Raw genomic sequence first — 13,602 nt, 5'->3', positions numbered from 1 at the left:
GGACGGGCTGTCGCTGGTCCCCGACCCGGACGACGTCCTGGCGGCTTCCGAGATCGGCGTGGTGATGCTGCTCTTCGTCATCGGCCTGGAGCTGAGCCCGGCGCGGCTGTGGGTGATGCGGCGCAAGGTGTTCGGCACCGGCGGCCTGCAGGTCTTCGTTTCGGCCGCCGCCATCGCCGCGATCGCCGCGCTGGGCGTCGACGGCTGGAAGGCGCCACTGGTCATCGGCATGGGCCTGGCGCTGTCGTCCACGGCGGTCGGCCTGCAGCTGCTGGCCGAACGCAAGGAACTGACGACCGAACATGGGCGCGTCGCCTTCGCCATCCTGCTCTTCCAGGACCTGATCGCCATCCCGCTGCTGGCGGCGATCCCGCTGCTGGGCGCCGCCAAGGCGCTGGAGCGCTCGGCGCCGCCGCTGGACAGCGTGGTGATCGCGGTCGGTGCCATCCTCGCCGTCGTGGTGGGCGGACGCTTCCTGCTTCGCCACCTGCTGCGGGTCGTGGCGCGGGCGAACTCCGTTGAGGTATTCACCGCCAGCGCGCTGCTGGTGGTGGTCGGCAACGCCTGGATCATGGACCAGGCCGGGCTGTCGATGGGCCTGGGCGCCTTCCTGGCCGGCGTGTTGCTGGCCGAGTCGGAGTTCCGGCACGAGCTTGAATCACACATCGAACCCTTCAAGGGCCTGTTCCTGGGCCTGTTCTTCATCGCCATCGGCATGTCCATCGACCTGGACGTGATCGGCGAGCAGCCTGCGCTGATCGCGGCCGGCGTGCTGGGGCTGCTGGCGCTGAAGCTCGCGGTCCTGCTGGCCGTGGGCCGCTTCACCGGCGGACTGGACCTGCGCCAGTCGATGCAGTTGGGTGCCGTGCTGGCGATGGGCGGTGAATTCGGCTTCGTGGTGTTCGCCGAGGGGCTCAAGGCCGGGCTGATCGAGCCGGTGCTGCGCGACCAGCTGTTCGTGGTGATTGGCCTGTCGATGGCGGCGACGCCGCTGATCCTGCTGGCGGTGTCGCGCTGGCTGCGCGAACACCCGTCGGCAGAAAAGGAACGCGAGCCCGACGACATCGACCATGAACACCCGCGGGTGATCATCGCCGGCTTCGGCCGGGTCGGGCAGATCGTCGGCCGCATGCTCAGGGCGCAGAAGATCCCGTTCACCGCGCTGGAGAACAGCGCCGAGCAGGTCGACGTGTCGCGCCGCTTCGGCACCAAGATCTACTACGGCGATCCGGCCCGCCCCGACCTGCTGCGCGCCGCCCACGCCGAGCGCGCCGAGGTGTTCGTGCTCACCACCGACGATCCCGACGCCAACGTGCGCACGGCGCGCCTGGTCAAGCGCATGTACCCGCACCTGAAGGTCTTCGCCCGCGCACGCAACCGACAGCACGCCTTCCGGCTGATGGACCTGGACGCCGAAGTGACCCGTGAAACCTTCCACTCCAGCCTGGTGATGGGGCGCAAGGTGATGCTGGCCCTGGGCGTGCCCGCCGACGAGGCCGAGCGCAACACCGAACGCTTCCGCCAGCACGACGAACAGCTGCTGCGCCGCCAGCACCTGGTCTACGACGACGAAGCCGCGCTCGTGGCGTCTTCGCAGGAAGCCCTGGCCGACCTGGAAACGCTGTTCGAGGCCGACCTCAGTCCGGACGAGGCCGCCGAGGACGAGCGTGACGACGGCGACGCCGGCCGCTAGCCAGCGCGCCGCGCGGTGAGGGTTTAATCGGGGTCGCGCAGGAAGCGTGCCAGCGACGGCGGGCCGGCGCGGCCAGGTTCGAATTCGGCCGCGACGTCGACGAAACCACGCAGCACCGCCAGATCATGCGGCGTGCGACCGAGGGAATCGCGGGCCTGGCGGTCGGCGCCTTCGCGCAGCAGGCGCTGCACGACGCGGGCCAGGCCGTGCACGGCCGCCAGGTGCAGCGGCGTCAGCCCGCGCTGGTCGGCGGTGTCGAGCGCCACGCCTTCGGCAAGCAGGCGATCGAGCCCAGCCAGCAGGACGTCCTCGTCGCAGGCGGTGCCCGGCTCGGCGCGCGCGCCGAGCAGCAGCAGCAGTGGCGTCTGGCCGGCGGCATTGGCGGCGTCGGGCTCGACGTCGGCCAGCAACAGCACGTCGATCAGTGCCAGCACCCGCTGCCGGTCGCGCGATGAAAACGCATGCAAGGTGGCGCAGTGCAGGGGCGACAGGCCCTGCGCATCGCGCGCCTCGGGGTCGGCGCCGTGGGCAAGCAGGCGCGAAATCAGTTCAGGCTGGCCAAGCGCCGCGGCCAGCATCAGCGGGGTCACTTCACCAGGCAGTGGCAGGTCGGGCTCGGCACCGGCGCGCAGCAGGCGGTCAACGACGCCGATGTGGCGCATGCTGATCGCCGCGGACAGCGGCGTGGCGCCGGTGCGCGCAGCGATGCGTGCGTCGGCGCCGTGGGCGAGCAGGTGTTCGACCACCGCCTCGTGGCCGCCGCCGGCCGCGCGCAACAGCGCCGTGCAGCCCTGGGCGTCGACGGCGTCCACCGCCAGGCCCAGCTCGAGCAGCCGCGACACGGCTTCGGCATCGCCCGCCATGGCCGCAGCCGGCAGGTCGGCGGGCTGCAGGGTGCGCCCCGGCAATTGCCACTGGCGCCATTCCAGCCAATGCGAAAGTTCGCGCCGGTCGGCGGCCAGGGCCAGGCCCAGCGGCGTCTGGCCGTCGGGGGCGCACAGCGCCGGCGAGGCGCCATGCCGGACCAGCAGCTGCAGGGCGGCTTCGCGGCCAAGCGCGGCGGCGGCGTGCAGGGGCGTGTGGCCGTGGCCGTCGCGCGCATTCGGGTCGGCGCCGATGGCCAGCAAGGCCTGCGCCAGTCGCAGCCAGCCCAGGCGGATGGCCAGGCCCAGGGGCGGGTCGCCCGGGGCACCGCCGAACGCGTCGGCGCCGCGCTCGAGCAAGGACAGCGCCAGGTTTTCGTGGCCGCGGCTGACGTACTCGCCGGCCAGGCAGGCCTGCAGCCAGCGCGACAGGCCGCCACAGCCGCCCACGGATTGGCCCCGGTCGAGCAGCCGTTGCAGGGCCACACCGGCCAGTCCGCCACGGTCGAGCAGGTGCATGAAGACGCTGTCCTGGCCGTCCACGCAGGTGTCGGCATCGGCGCCGTGGCGCAGCAGCCAGTCGAAGGTTGCCAGGTCGGCCTCGCCGGCGAACTCGAGCAACAGCGAGCCCAGGCCGGTGGCGTCGGGGCCGGCGCCAAGGCGGATCATCGCTTCGGCCGACTCCTGGCGGCCCGACACCAGGGCCTCGCGCAGCAGCTCGCGCGGGCTCTTCTCGAAACTTCCCTCGGCCAGGCCTTCGATGACGCTGGCCGGCAGCGGGTAGCCCGGGTCGAGCACCGCCACCAGCGGCCAGCGGCCGGCACCGAGCGCGTGCTCCACGGCACGGCGGCCGTCCTGGTCGCGTTGCTCGGGGTCGACGCCCATGGCGATCAGGTGGCGAAGGAACTCCGGGCCGGCTTCCGACTCGGCCGCCAGCACCAGGGCGTTGCGACCGTGGCCATCGACGGCCGACACGTCCGGGCGGGCCGAGGCCAACCGGGCCAGCACGGTGGCCTGTCCCTGCCGGGCGGCCTCGAGCAAGGGCGTCGCACCGGTCTCGTCGCGGGCATTGCGGTCGGCGCCGGCGTCGAGCAGGCAGCCGGCGACCTCGGCATTGCCGGCGGCGCAGGCCACGTGCAGGGCGCTGCGCTGGCCGTGGCCGCGCGCATCCACGCGGGCCTTGTGGCGAAGCAGCAGCTGCACGCCGGCCGGGTCGTCGTCGCCACCGGCGGCGGCCAGCAAGGCCGGCTGGCCGTCCTGGGGCTCCGGCTTGGCGCCGCGCTCGATCAGGAACTTCGCCAGGCGCCAGTTGCCGCTCGCGCAGGCGACGCCCAGTGGACTGAAGCCCTCGGCATTGAGCGCTTCGAGCGTGGCGCCGGCATCGAGCAGCAACGCCGCCACGGCCGGATCGGTGCTGCGGGCGGCATGGTGCAGCGCCGTGTTGCCCTCGGCGTCGGCGTGACGCGGGTCGGCGCCGTTGGCCAGCAGCGTCATCACCGCTTCCGGGCGGCCATGCCAGCTGTCGCGGGTGGCCGCCAGCAGCGGCGTCAGGCCGGCGTGTTCGGCATTGAGGTCGGCGCCGCGGGCGATCAGCTCGCGCAGCAGGCGCAGGTCGCCCAGCAGCGCGGCCAGCATCGGCAGGCTGCGCTGGTCGCGATCGCCGGGCCCGGGCAGGGTTTCGGGGTCGGCGCCGTCGGCGAGCGCAGCGAGCGCGGTTTCGATACGGCCGGCACGGGTGGCCGCCAGCAGGCGCTGGTCGGGGTCCTGGACGTCTTCCACCGGTGCCGGGCTGGGGTCATCGTCATCGCCGACGATCGGGATACCGGCCGGCAGGCGGGCAGCCGACGCCTCCGGTGGTTTGCCGAGGCTTTGCACCAGGGCATGCGCGGCCAGCGAAAGCACCACGAAGCCTGCCACCGCCGGGAGCCGCGCGGCCGCCGGCAGGAGATTGGGCCAGGCCAGGGCCAGGATCGCCGCCAGTACCGCCAGTACCGACAAGGCCACCACGAAGCCGCGGCCGGCGTCATTGAGTCCGCCGGTCCCGACCTGGGTGGCCAGGGTCGGGAGCGGCGCACCGCTGCGCCCGGCCAGGCCGAAAGCCGGCCAGGCCCGCCAGAGCGCCAGCAAGGCCAGCCCTCCCAGCGTGCCCAGCCCGAGCGCGGCCGCCAGGGTGCCGGTTTCCAGCAGCGCCTGCAGCGGCCAGGCCACGGCCAGCCACAGGCCCGCCAGGCCCAGGCCCCACATCACGAGCAGCGCCCCGGCATCGCGGCGAAGCACCGGCGCCGGCATCGCCGGGCGCAGCCCGCGCAGGCGCGACAGGCCCAGGGCAAACGCCGGCTGCGCCAGCAGGGCCAGGGCAGCGGCCCAGGACTGGCCGGCCAGCAGGGCGGTCGACAGACCGGCGCCCAGCGCCAGCCAGGCCCAGGCCGGCCAGGCTCGGGTCGCGTCAGCCATCGACCATGGGGTCCAGGACCGTGGGTGGGAACTGCAGGTGGAAACCGTGCGCCTGCAGGTTGGCGCGCACCACCGCCGGGTCGGCCCGGGCCAGGCGGCGGTTCTCGGTGAGCGCCAGCTCCAGCACGAAGACCAGCTCGCCCAGGGGCGCGCGCACCGCGGGCGGCAGGGCGTCGAAATCGTCCCGTTTGCCCAGGTAGAGATAGGTGTCCGGCTTGCGCAGGGATTTGTAGACGTAGGCTTGCATGGCATCGCCGCGCGGGGTTGCTCGATTGTCGCCGCAAACGCCGGGTGGGAAAAGCCGCACACGCGGCGGCCGCGCCGGCTTTGCTAGGCTTGCCGGCCAGTTTCGACTCCCGGAGCCTCCATGCGACTTCGTCTTCCCGCCCTTGCCCTGCTTGTCGCAGGCGCTTTCCCGGCCCTGGCGCAGGAGCCGCTGACGCTCGACCAGGCGATGGCCCACCCGGACTGGATCGGCCCGCCCGTGGAATCGGCCTGGTGGTCCCTGGACGGCCAGCGCGCGCTTTACACGCTCAAGCGCGACGGCAGTCCGGTGCGCGACACCTGGACCGTTCCGGTGGCCGGCGGCGAGCCCGCCAAGGTCGCGGGTGACGCGCTGGCCGAGCTCGACGCGCCCCGTCCCGTGTATGACGTCAGCCGCCGGCAGGCCGTGTTCGTGCGCAACGGCGACGTGTTCCTGCGCGTGCTGGGCGGGCCGCTGCTGCAGCTGACCCGCACGACCGACAGCGAGGCCGACCCGCGTTTCGGCGCCGACGGCCGCAGCGTTATCTGGCGCGTGGGCAACGACTGGTTCCGCTGGGCGTCCGACACCCGGTTGGTGCAGCCGGCCGCGCTTCCGCGCGCCGAGAAGGACCCCGACGCCACGCCGGAGAAGGACGCGCTGCGTGAGCACCAGCTGCGCCTGAGCGCCCAGCTGGCGCGCGAAAAGGCCTTCCGCGAGGCCCAGCGCGAGAACGCCGAAGCGCTGCGTGAAGCCGATCCCAGCCGCGCCGCGGCGCCGGTCTACCTGGGCGGGAAGATCGAAATCGTCAACAGCGCGATGTCGCCCGACGGCCGCTGGCTGCTGGTGGTCACCCAGGCCAAGGACCACGACGGCGGCCGCGCCGGCAAGATGCCCAAGTACGTCACCGAGTCGGGCTACGAGGAAGCCGAGGACGTGCGCGTGCGCGTCGGCCGCAACCCGCCGCAGGGCCAGCAGCTGGTGCTGGTGGATCTGGACGAGGGCAGCCACCGCGAACTGGCGCTGTCCGCCCTGCCCGGGATCGGCCGCGATCCCCTGGCCGAGCTGCGCAAGACCGCCGGCGTCGATCCGCTCAAGGGCGATCGCCCGGTCCGCATCGACGGCCTGCTCTGGAGCGACGACGGTGCCAACGTGGCCGTGATGGCGCGCGCGGTGGACAACAAGGACCGCTGGATCGCCACCGTCGACCTGGCCAACGCCAAACTGCGGCCCGCGCACCGCCTGACCGATCCGGCCTGGATCAACTGGGGCTTCAACGACTTCGGCTGGCTGCCCGGCGGCCGCACGTTGTGGTACCTGAGCGAAGAATCCGGCTTTTCACACCTGTACACGGTCGTGCCTGGCCAAACTGCCAGCCGCCTGACCAGTGGCCGCTGGGAGGTGTCGTCGCCGCAGTGGTCGCCCGACGGCGTCACCGCCTATTTCGTCTGCAACCGCGAATGGCCGGGTGACTACGAGGTCTGCGCGGTGCCCAGCACCGGCGGCGACGTGCGCGAGGTGACCTCGCTCGACGGCGTCGAGGACTTCACGCTGTCGCCGGATGGCTCGCAGCTGCTGCTGCGCTGGTCGGACAGCCACGTGCCGCCGCAGCTGGCCGTGCAGCCGGTGTCCGGCGGCGAAGCGCGCAAGCTCACCGACACCCGCAGCGCCGACTTCGCCGCGCGCGACTGGCTGGCTCCGGAATTTGTGCAGGTGCCGTCCAGCCACGGCGCCGGCACCGTCTGGGCCAAGCTCTACCGGCCCGAAACGCTGGAACCGGGCCGCAAGTATCCGGTGGTGATGTTCGTGCACGGCGCCGGCTACCTGCAGAACGTGCATGAGCGCTGGCCGGTGTATTTCCGCGAGCAGATGTTCCACCAGCTGCTGGTCGAGGACGGCTTCATCGTGCTGGACATGGATTACCGCGCCTCGGAAGGCTACGGCCGCGACTGGCGCACGGCGATCTACCGCCGCATGGGCCACCCGGAGCTCGAGGACTACCTGGACGGCGTCAAGTACATGGTCGCCGAGTACCAGGGCGACCCGGAGAACGTCGGCATCTACGGCGGCAGCTACGGCGGCTTCATGGCCTTCATGGGCCTGTTCCGCGCCCCCGAGGTGTTCAAGGCCGGCGCCGCGCTGCGGCCGGTCACCGACTGGACCAGCTACAACCACGAATACACCTCGAACATCCTCAACACGCCCGAGCTGGACCCGGAAGCCTTCAAGCGCAGTTCGCCGATCGAGTACGTGGAGAATTTCCGCGGCCACCTGCTGATCAGCCACGGCATGATCGACGACAACGTGTTCTACCAGGACTCGGTGCGGCTGGCGCAGCGCCTGATCGAGCTCAAGAAGCACAACTGGGAAATGGCCAGCTACCCGCTTGAACGGCACTCCTACCAGCACCCGGAAAGCTGGTACGACCAGTACCGCCGCATCTACGAGCTGTTCGACGAAAACCTGAAGTAAGAGGCTCAGGCGGCGACGAAGACGCCTTCGAGTTCGACGTCCAGGTCGCGGCGGCAGATGTCGCCGCGCAGGTAGGTGATGCACTCGCCGGGCAGCCCCGCCGTGGCGAGGATGGCCTGGGCGGCAGCCAGGTCGGCCGGGTGCCGCAGGTAGACACGCAGCGCCTCGCAGCGCGACAGCGGGAACTGGCGGCCGGTGGCCTGGTGGCCCTGGTCGAGCAGGGTGGCGAGGTTGTCCAGGCTTTCGCGCAGCTGGGCGGCAAAGTCGCCGACGTGCTGCGACACGTGGCCGACGATGCTGGCCGTGCCCGAGGCCAGCAGCCGCGGGGTCACGGTGTCGCCGTCGAGCACGGCGCCGCGCGAGAAGCCCGGCGAGACCGGCCCGTGTTCGCGCGGATAGCGCCAGGCCGGGGTCTGGCGCGGGTTTTCCAGCGCGATGCCGGGCGACTTCGAACACAGCGCCACCACCTGCAGCCGACCCGGCGCGCCGTCGCTGCCGATGGCCGTGGCCGCCGGGGGCGTCTGGTTGAACATCTCGTCCACCGCGCCGGCGCGGCCGACGCAGAAGCGCCGGTAACGCTCCTGGTCGCCCTCGCCTTCGTTGATGGCGGCGAAGTAGTTCCAGATGCGGATCAGGTAGGGATGCGTGGACGGGCGGACCTCGGCCAGCAGTTGCCGGTAGGCCTCGGCCGTGGCCGCTTCGATGTCGCCGCCGGATTCGACCTGCTCGGTGATGCGCACCTGGTAGTGGCCATTGCCGCACCAGGCTTCGACCGGCGGGCCGGCGAGCAGGCCGCAGTGCACCGCGCTGGGCACGGCGGCATTGCCAAAGATGAAGGCGACCAGGGCGTCGGGTCCGGTGTCGGCCGTGACGCGCAGGCGCGGGGGCGTGGGGGAATTCATTGCTGGCGACGATTATAGCGGTCGGCGCGGCCGGCTATCATGGCCGCACTCCCGAACACGCCGCCGCCATGACCGACTTCAATGCCGTGCACGCCTACCTCCGCGCGCTCCAGGACCGCATCTGCGACGGCCTGGCCGGGGTGGATGGCCAGCGCTTCGAGCAGGACGAATGGACCCGCGAGCGTGCCGAAGGCAGCCAGGGCCCCTCCATGGCGGGCGGCGGCCGCACCCGGGTGCTCAAGCAGGGGACGGTGTTCGAGCAGGCCGGGGTGAACTTCTCCGACGTGTCGGGCCCTTCGCTGCCGGCCTCGGCCAGCGCGCACCGGCCGGAGCTGGCGGGCGCGCCCTGGCGGGCGGCCGGCGTTTCGCTGGTGATCCACCCGAACAACCCCTACGTGCCGACCTCGCACGCGAACGTGCGCTTTTTCGAGGCGCGCCCCGAAGGCCGCGACCCGATCTGGTGGTTCGGCGGCGGCTTCGACCTCACGCCCTTCTACCCGATCGACGAGGACGTGCGGCATTGGCACCAGGTGGCCAGCAACCTGTGCGCGCCCTACGGGGACCAGCGCTACGCCGAACACAAGGCCTGGTGCGATCGCTATTTCTTCCTCAGGCATCGCGACGAGACCCGCGGGGTGGGCGGGCTGTTCTACGACGACCTGCATGCGGATGGCTTCGAGACGTGTTTTGCCTACACCCGCGCGGTGGGCGACGGTTTCCTGGACGCCTACCTGCCGATCGTGCAGCGCCGGAAGGACACGCCCTACGGCGAGCGCGAGCGGGAGTTCCAGCTGTACCGGCGCGGGCGCTACGTCGAGTTCAACCTGGTCTGGGACCGGGGCACCCTGTTCGGCCTGCAAAGCGGCGGTCGCACCGAATCGATCCTGATGAGCCTGCCGCCGCGGGTGCGCTTCGAATACGCCTACACCCCGGAGCCGGGCAGCCCGGAGGCGGGCCTGGCCGACTACCTGCGGCCCCGCGACTGGCTGCAGGGCCTGGGCAAATAAAAACCCCGCGGGCCAGGGGAAGCCCGCGGGGTCAGGGGTTGGAACGCGGGTTGGGGAGAACCCTTGTTCCTGTTGGATCCACTCAGGGGAGGGAGTGATCCTGCGCCGGACCTTGCATCCGACGCGCCTAGTAGACCCCCCTGTGCATGAGAAGTTCGTGAACAGAAGCGTTAAAACCAAGTTCGGTTCAGGACGCGTTCACTTGCCTCCAAGCGGTTGATATTCCAACGTATTTTTGCGTAAGAATCAGTGCGCTTCGTCCCAGTTTTCGCCCACCCCGACGTCCACCACCAGGGCCACCTTCAGGTCGGCCGCCGCCGCCATGCGTTTGCGCACCTCGGCCACCAGGGTGTCGACGAAGCCGGCCTCGACCTCGAACACCAGTTCGTCGTGCACCTGCATCAGCATCGCGGCCTGGTCGCGGTGGCCGTCCAGCCACTGGTCCACGGTCACCATCGCCCGCTTGATGATGTCGGCGGCGGTGCCCTGCATCGGCGCGTTGATCGCCGCCCGCTCGGCGCCGGCCCGTTGGGCCTGGTTGCGTGAGTGGATTTCATTGAGCTGCAGGCGCCGACCGAACACGGTTTCGACGTAGCCCTGGTCGCGCGCCTGCTGGCGTACGCGCTCCATGTAGTCGCGCACGCCCGGATAACGACTGAAGTACAGCGCGATGTAGTCCTGGGCCTCGCCGCGGCCGATGCCCAGCTGGCGCGCCAGGCCCCAGGCACTCATGCCGTACATCAGGCCGAAGTTGATCGCCTTGGCGGCGCGGCGCTGGTCGCCGCTGACCTCCTCGAGCGCGACCTCGAACACTTCCGCGGCGGTGGCCTTGTGCACGTCCTGGCCGGATTCGAAGGCGCGCAGCAAGCCCTGGTCGCCGGAGAGGTGGGCCATGATGCGCAGTTCGATCTGCGAGTAGTCGCAGGCGACGATCCTGCGGCCCCTGGGGGCGATGAACGCCGTGCGGATGCGGCGTCCGTCGGCCGTGCGGATGGGGATGTTCTGCAGGTTCGGGTCGTTGGAACTGAGCCGGCCGGTGGCGGCACCGGCCTGGTGGTAGCTGGTATGCACCCGGCCGGTGTCGGGATTGATCATCGCCGGCAGCTTGTCGGTGTAGGTATTGCGCAGCTTGGCCAGGCCGCGGTACTCGAGCACCAGCCGGGGCAGCTCGTGCTGGTCGGCGATGGCTTCGAGCGCTTCTTCGTTGGTGGACGGCGCGCCGCCCGGGGTCTTCACCACCACCGGCAGCTTGAGTTCGTCGAACAGCAGCGCACCGAGCTGCTTGGGCGAGTCGAGGTTGAAGGCGCGGCCGGCGATTTCGTGGGCGCGTTTTTGCGCGGCCATCATGCGCTGGGACAGGTCGGCGCTCTGCCGGCGCAATTCCTCTGCGTCCACCAGCACGCCGGTAGCTTCCATGCGGGTGAGCACGGGCACCAGGGGCATTTCGATGTCGCGGTAGACCCGCTGCAGGCCGGGCTCGGCGGCCAGCTGCTCCGACAGCACGCCGTGCAGGCGCAGGGTGACGTCGGCGTCTTCGGCGGCGTAACCGGTGGCATCGTCCAGCGCGACCGCGGAGAACAGGATCTGCTTGGCGCCCTTGCCGGCGACCTGTTCGTACTTGATGGTTTCGTAGCCCAGGTACTTGCGCGCCAGCGTGTCCATGTCGTGGCGCAGGCCGCCGGCGTTGCAGACGAAGCTTTCGAGCATCGTGTCCTGCGCGTAGCCGTGCACGTCGACGCCGTGGCGGCGCAGCACGTGCAGGTCGTACTTGCCGTGCTGGCCCAGCTTGGCGATGCCGGCGTCTTCCAGCACCGGCCGCAGCGCGTCGAGCACCTGTTCGCGCGGAAGCTGGGCCGGCACCCCGGGGTAGTCGTGGCCGACGGGGATGTAGCAGGCTTTGCCGGACTCGACCGCGAAGCTCAGGCCGACCAGGTTGGCGCGCATGGGGTCGAGCGAGTCGGTTTCGGTGTCGAAGGCGACCAGGTCGGCCTTGGCCAGGCGCGCGACCCAGGCCTCGAGCGCCCTGGCGTCGGTGATGCATTCGTATTCGCCCTTTTCGGCCAGGGCCGGGTCGGGCGCGGCCTCGCCGTCGGCGCTGGCGCGCGACGCGGCGGCCAGCGTGGCCTGGGCCGGACGCGTCGCCGGGTCGGCCTTGCCGCCCTCGAGTTCGCGCAGGGCGGCCCCGAAGCCGTAGCGGGTGTAGAGCTCGCGCAGGGCATCGATATCGCGGCCGCGCAGCTTGAGTTCGCGCGGCCCCAGGTCGAGCGCGACGTCGGTCTTGATGGTCACCAGATCGCGGTTGAGCGGCAGGCGGCCAAGCGCCGCGCGCAGGTTGTCGCCGATCTTGCCGCCGATGTCGGCGGCGTGGGCGATGACGCCGTCCAGGCTGTCGTACAGGCCCAGCCACTTGGCGGCGGTCTTGGGGCCGCATTTTTCAATGCCGGGCACGTTGTCGACGGTGTCGCCCATCAGCGCCAGCAGGTCGATGATCTGGTCCGGCCGCACCCCGAACTTCTCCTGCACCCGCGCCTCGTCGGTGACCGAGCCGGTCATGGTGTTGGTGAGCGTGACGCCGGGCCGCACCAGCTGGGCGAAGTCCTTGTCGCTGGTGGAAATGGTGACCGGGATGCCCTCGGCGTGCGCCTGCACGGCCAGGGTGCCGATGACGTCGTCGGCCTCGACCCCCGGCACCCGGAGGATGGGGAAACCCAGGGCTTCGACGATTTGCATCATCGGCTCGACCTGCGCACGCAGGTCGTCCGGCATCGGCGGCCGGTTGGCCTTGTAGTCGGGGTACATCTCGTCGCGGAAGGTGGGGCCGGAGGCGTCGACCACGAAGGCGGCGAAGTCGGGGTTCTCCTTCAGCGTGGCGCGCAGCATGTTGACGATGCCGAACAGCGCGCCGGTCGGCGTGCCATCGGGCGCGGTCAGCGGCGGCAGGGCATGGAAGGCCCGGTAGAGGTAGGACGAGCCGTCGATGAGGACGAGGCGGGACATGGCGGGGGTCCGGTTCGGCAGGCGGTCGATTCTACGCGTCCCGGCGGTCGCGCTTGAGCGGCCCGGGTGCTTTTGCCATGCTGATCGTCCCGCGTGCAGGAGCCCGCCATGAATGTCCTGATCCCCCTGCTGCTTGCCCTGGCCGCCCAGGACGCCACCCCGCCCGCCGAATCCGCGGCGCCCGCGGCGAGCGAACCGGCCGCGCGCGAAGAAGCCCCCATTCCCGACAAGGTGCACGCCTCGCCCGAAGGCGACGTGCCGCCGGCGGTCACCATCCGCACCGAAGCCAACGGCGACCGGGTCGAGGAATACCGCCAGAACGGCGTGCTTTACATGGTGAAGGTGACACCCGAACGCGGCGTGCCCTATTACCTGATGGACACCGACGGCAATGGTCGGTTCAACCGCAACGACGGCCCGGAAACCGTCGCGCCGGTGTACTGGACGATCTACGAGTGGGATTGACCGCCCCGGCCCTGCGCTGGGCCGACGCGATCAGTGAACTCGCCGGCCGGCTCGCGGCGCTGATGGCGATTGCGCTGGTGGGCCTGGTGTTCGGCCTGGTCGTCGCCCGCTACGGCCTGGGCCTGGGCTCGGTGGCGGCACAGGAAGCCGTGCTGTGGCTGCATGCGGCGATTTTCCTGCTCGGCCTGGCCTATGCCCTGCGCCACGGCGCACACGTGCGCGTCGACGTTTTTTCGCAGCGCTGGTCGCCACGGGCGCAGGCCTGGGTCGAAGTGGTTGCCGGCCTGCTGCTGCTGTTGCCGTTTTGCCTGTTCATGCTGGCGATGAGCTGGGACTACGTCGCCGCCAGCTGGTCGGCGCGGGAAGGTTCGCGCGACCCGGGCGGCCTGCCCGGCTGGTACCTGGTGAAGGCGCTGTTGCCCGTGTCAGCCCTGCTGCTGATGCTGCAGGGCGTGGCCGGGATCCTGCGGGCGCTGGCCCGTGCACGCACGCCCGGGGAAGGCTAGGC

At 71.0% G+C, this 13,602-nt stretch carries 9 protein-coding genes; 5 read left to right on the top strand and 4 right to left on the bottom strand.

Going from position 1 to position 13,602, the window contains the following annotated elements; all coding sequences use genetic code 11:
• A partial coding sequence (locus N788_RS10055; RefSeq protein WP_034224466.1) for a cation:proton antiporter domain-containing protein occupies positions 1-1,693 on the top strand: 1,693 nt, incomplete at its 5' end.
• Between the two features lie 23 nt (positions 1,694-1,716).
• On the opposite strand, the gene N788_RS10050 is transcribed toward N788_RS10055, so the two are convergent.
• Positions 1,717-5,010: an ankyrin repeat domain-containing protein gene (locus tag N788_RS10050; RefSeq protein ID WP_034224464.1), complete on the bottom strand. Its 3,294-nt coding sequence runs from the start codon at positions 5,008-5,010 to the stop codon at positions 1,717-1,719.
• Positions 5,003-5,257 (bottom strand): YcgL domain-containing protein, encoded by a 255-nt coding sequence (locus tag N788_RS10045; protein WP_034224462.1) that lies wholly within the window; start codon positions 5,255-5,257, stop codon positions 5,003-5,005. The genes N788_RS10050 and N788_RS10045 overlap by 8 nt, the downstream gene beginning before the upstream one ends.
• 120 nt (positions 5,258-5,377) lie before the next feature.
• On the opposite strand from N788_RS10045, the gene N788_RS10040 reads away from it, so the two are divergent.
• Positions 5,378-7,723 (top strand): S9 family peptidase, encoded by a 2,346-nt coding sequence (locus N788_RS10040; RefSeq protein WP_034224460.1) that lies wholly within the window; start codon positions 5,378-5,380, stop codon positions 7,721-7,723.
• Between the two features lie 5 nt (positions 7,724-7,728).
• On the opposite strand, the gene N788_RS10035 is transcribed toward N788_RS10040, so the two are convergent.
• Positions 7,729-8,625: a chorismate transformation FkbO/Hyg5 family protein gene (locus N788_RS10035; protein WP_051924552.1), complete on the bottom strand. Its 897-nt coding sequence runs from the start codon at positions 8,623-8,625 to the stop codon at positions 7,729-7,731.
• 68 nt (positions 8,626-8,693) lie between these two features.
• Here N788_RS10035 and hemF point away from each other — a divergent pair, with 68 nt between their 5' ends.
• Entirely contained in the window at positions 8,694-9,632 is a 939-nt protein-coding gene (gene hemF / locus N788_RS10030; protein ID WP_034224458.1) for an oxygen-dependent coproporphyrinogen oxidase, read from the top strand.
• Between the two features lie 246 nt (positions 9,633-9,878).
• Here the strand turns inward: hemF and polA are convergent, their stop codons facing one another.
• The gene (gene polA, locus N788_RS10025; protein WP_034224455.1) at positions 9,879-12,629 is read right to left on the bottom strand and encodes a DNA polymerase I; all 2,751 of its coding nucleotides are present in this window, start codon (positions 12,627-12,629) and stop codon (positions 9,879-9,881) included.
• Between the two features lie 108 nt (positions 12,630-12,737).
• On the opposite strand from polA, the gene N788_RS10020 reads away from it, so the two are divergent.
• The gene (locus tag N788_RS10020; protein WP_084695991.1) at positions 12,738-13,094 is read left to right on the top strand and encodes a DUF2782 domain-containing protein; all 357 of its coding nucleotides are present in this window, start codon (positions 12,738-12,740) and stop codon (positions 13,092-13,094) included.
• A complete protein-coding gene (locus N788_RS10015; RefSeq protein WP_034224453.1) occupies positions 13,085-13,600 on the top strand; it encodes a TRAP transporter small permease subunit in 516 nt (171 codons plus the stop codon). Before N788_RS10020 ends, N788_RS10015 begins: the two co-directional genes overlap by 10 nt.
• Positions 13,601-13,602: the final 2 nt, after the last annotated feature.

Source organism: Arenimonas donghaensis DSM 18148 = HO3-R19, from assembly GCF_000743535.1.
Lineage (GTDB): Bacteria > Pseudomonadota > Gammaproteobacteria > Xanthomonadales > Xanthomonadaceae > Arenimonas > Arenimonas donghaensis.
This window is presented reverse-complemented; position numbering and strand designations above follow the sequence as displayed.